This is a genomic window from Mesorhizobium sp. M0514, from assembly GCF_040321145.1.
Classification (GTDB): domain Bacteria; phylum Pseudomonadota; class Alphaproteobacteria; order Rhizobiales; family Rhizobiaceae; genus Mesorhizobium.
The window spans coordinates 1-2,689 of record NZ_JAMYQZ010000190.1; the positions used below are offsets into that span (position 1 = coordinate 1).

2 protein-coding genes are annotated in these 2,689 nt (G+C 62.1%); both read right to left on the reverse strand.

What is annotated here, in order from left to right:
* Positions 1-612 (reverse strand): ABC transporter permease (locus NKI61_RS32680; RefSeq protein ID WP_352842402.1); only part of this gene is annotated, 612 nt, incomplete at its 3' end.
* A gap of 99 nt (positions 613-711) precedes the next feature.
* Positions 712-2,689 (reverse strand): ABC transporter substrate-binding protein (locus NKI61_RS32685; protein WP_352842404.1); only part of this gene is annotated, 1,978 nt, incomplete at its 5' end.

Sequence of the window (2,689 nt, forward strand, 5' to 3'; positions counted from 1 at the left end):
CGCCACCACCGGCCAGACATGCTTGACGAGGTCGGCGAATTTCGCCCACGACCACGGCGCGCCGCCATATTGCGGCGAGAAGAAGCTGCCGATCTCCGACACGTTGAACTGGAAGACCAGGAGATAGACGATGATCAGCGCCATCAGGAAGCGCGGCACCGTCATGCCGAGGAAGGAGATGGCCGACAGCACCGAGTCGATCCATGTGTATTGCCTGGTCGCCGCCCAGATGCCGAAGGTGATGCCGAGCACCGAGGCCAGCAGGTGGCAGACCAACGCCAGCAGCAGCGTGCGCGGCAGCCGCTCGCCGACCACTGCGGCGACCGGCTTGTTGTAATAGAGGCTGTAGCCGAAATCGCCGCGGGTGATGATGCCGGCGACCCAGTTCAGGTACTGGACGGGCAGCGGTTTATCGAGGCCGTGCTCGACCCGATAGGCCTGCGCCTGCGCGTCGGCTTCGGCAAAAGACGCCCCGCCCTGGTTGATGAGCTGCGAACGGATATAGTCGGCATAGTCGCCCGGCGGCGCCTGGATGATGGCAAAGGTGACCAGGCTCAGGATGACCATGACCGGCACCGCCGATGCTATGCGCATGGCCAGGAATCGCAGCATCGGACCGTTTCTCCTCCTTGGATCTAATCTGTTGCCGCTGACCTTACTCCGTCCCGGCCGCGCGCGCAGCGCGGCCGGGCGTCAGCCAGGGGAGGAAACTCAGTTCGTCGGACCCTTGTCGCCGGGCTTGCCGGGAAGCTGGTCGGGAAAGAGTTCGTATTTCTGCTGCTTGTCGGCGGCGACGAAGACGCGTTCGCGCACGATCGAATCCTCGGCCCAGTTGAACATGAAGATCGGCGTTCCCTGCGGGATGTTGGAGAAGCGCTTGTTGATGATCAGGGCGCCGGGATATTCGGTCAGTCCGATATTGTAGACATGCTCCGTCGAGATTTTCTGGAACGTCTTCATCAGGCTGGCGCGCTCGTCATTGTCCGACGAGGAGACGAACTTGTTGACGATATCGACAAGCTCCTTTTCGAACGGCATCAGGTCGACCACGCCGCTTTCGGGCGCGCGGTGATCCCAGCTGGTCTTGGGTCCGACGGGCGCGAGTTGAACGGTGTTCTGCACGACGGAGGTCAGCTCCTGCTCGTTGCGCCTGATCAGCCAGTCGAAGCGGCCGGAATATTGCGACGCATCACGCTGGGTGCCGTTGAGGCCGTTGAGCACGACCCTGATGCCAAGCTTTTCCATCTGGCCGACGACGCCTTCGGCGAGGCTCTTGTCAGTGCCGTAGTCATTGTTGACCAGCATCACGATCTCGACATTCTTGCCGCCGGCGGTCCCGGCCGGGAAGTTCACGAAGCCGTCGCCATCCGTATCCTTGAGACCAGCCTTGGCCAGTTCCGCCTTGGCGCCCTCGATGTCGAAGGGATAGTAGACAGTCGAGTTGCGGTCATAGAAGCTGGTGCCCGAGGAAAAGCCACCGGGGTAGATGGCGGTGAACGGCCCCTTGACCAGCGAGTCGCCGAGCGCCTTGCGGTCGAGCGCCATGGTGATGCCCTTGCGGAAGTCCTCATTGCGATTGAGCTCGCGGATCGCCTGGCCGCGTTCGTCGGGATTGCCCCAGCCATTGGCGGAAAAGTTCATGCGCAGATTGTAGCCGATCAAGCGCGGGCCAAAGGCGAGCCGGGCCGGCGCGTCCTTGTCCGCCGCTCGCTTCAGCGAAGCGACGAAATTCTCCGGCTGCTCGAGGTTGGAGAAGTCGGCGGCCCCTGCCACCGCCTGCACGTCGCGGTCGGCCCAGGTCGACAGCTTGTAGTGCAGTTCGTTGAGATAGGGCAGCTGGTTGCCCTTCTCGTCGACCTTCCAGTAGTAGGGATTGCGGCGCAAGACGATGATGTCGTCAGGCCTATACTCCACCGGCACCCAGGCGCCCATCACCGGAATGTTCATATATTCCGGCGGGAACGCGTTCTTGAACTGCTCGTAGGTATTCTTCGAGTACTTCGGATGCTGCGGCTTGAGGATATGCGCTGGGCCGGGGCAGAAGGTGCCATAGGCCATGGCGTAGAGATACTGTTTGGGGAAAGCGTCCTTGAAGGTCCACTCGACGGTGTAATCGTCGACCTTCTTCAGCGTCGTGCCGACACCGAAGGTTTCCGCTGTGGCGCCGTTCAACGGCGAGACATTGGGGTCGACGACCTCATCGTCCCAGTAGAACATGACATCGTCGGCATTGAAGGCAACGCCGTCAGACCATTTGGCGCCTTCGACCAGGTGCATGGTCAGCGTGTGGCCATCCTTCGACCAGTCCCAGCTCCTGGCGAGGTTGGGCAGCGGCTCGGTGTCCTTGGCCTCGACCTGGAACAAAGGCGCGGTGCGCGTCAGGCATTCCGAAAGGCCGATGTCGATGCCGCCCCATCCTTGGGTCTGGCCGGCGCCATAATTCCAGCCTTCCGGCCGGCCGCCAATGACGTGGCGCATGGTGTCGCCATAAACGCCGATGCCGTCCGGCATGTTGCCGGTCTTGAACACCAGCGGCTCCTTCGGCAGGCGATCCTTGACCGGCGGCAGCTTGCCAGTCTTGACGTATTTCTCGGTGACCCACTCGGGCTCGTGATATTCGGGCAGCGCCTTGAACTCCAGGATGGAATCGCGGGCGACGTATTTGATCTTGCCCTCGGCGGGAAACGCC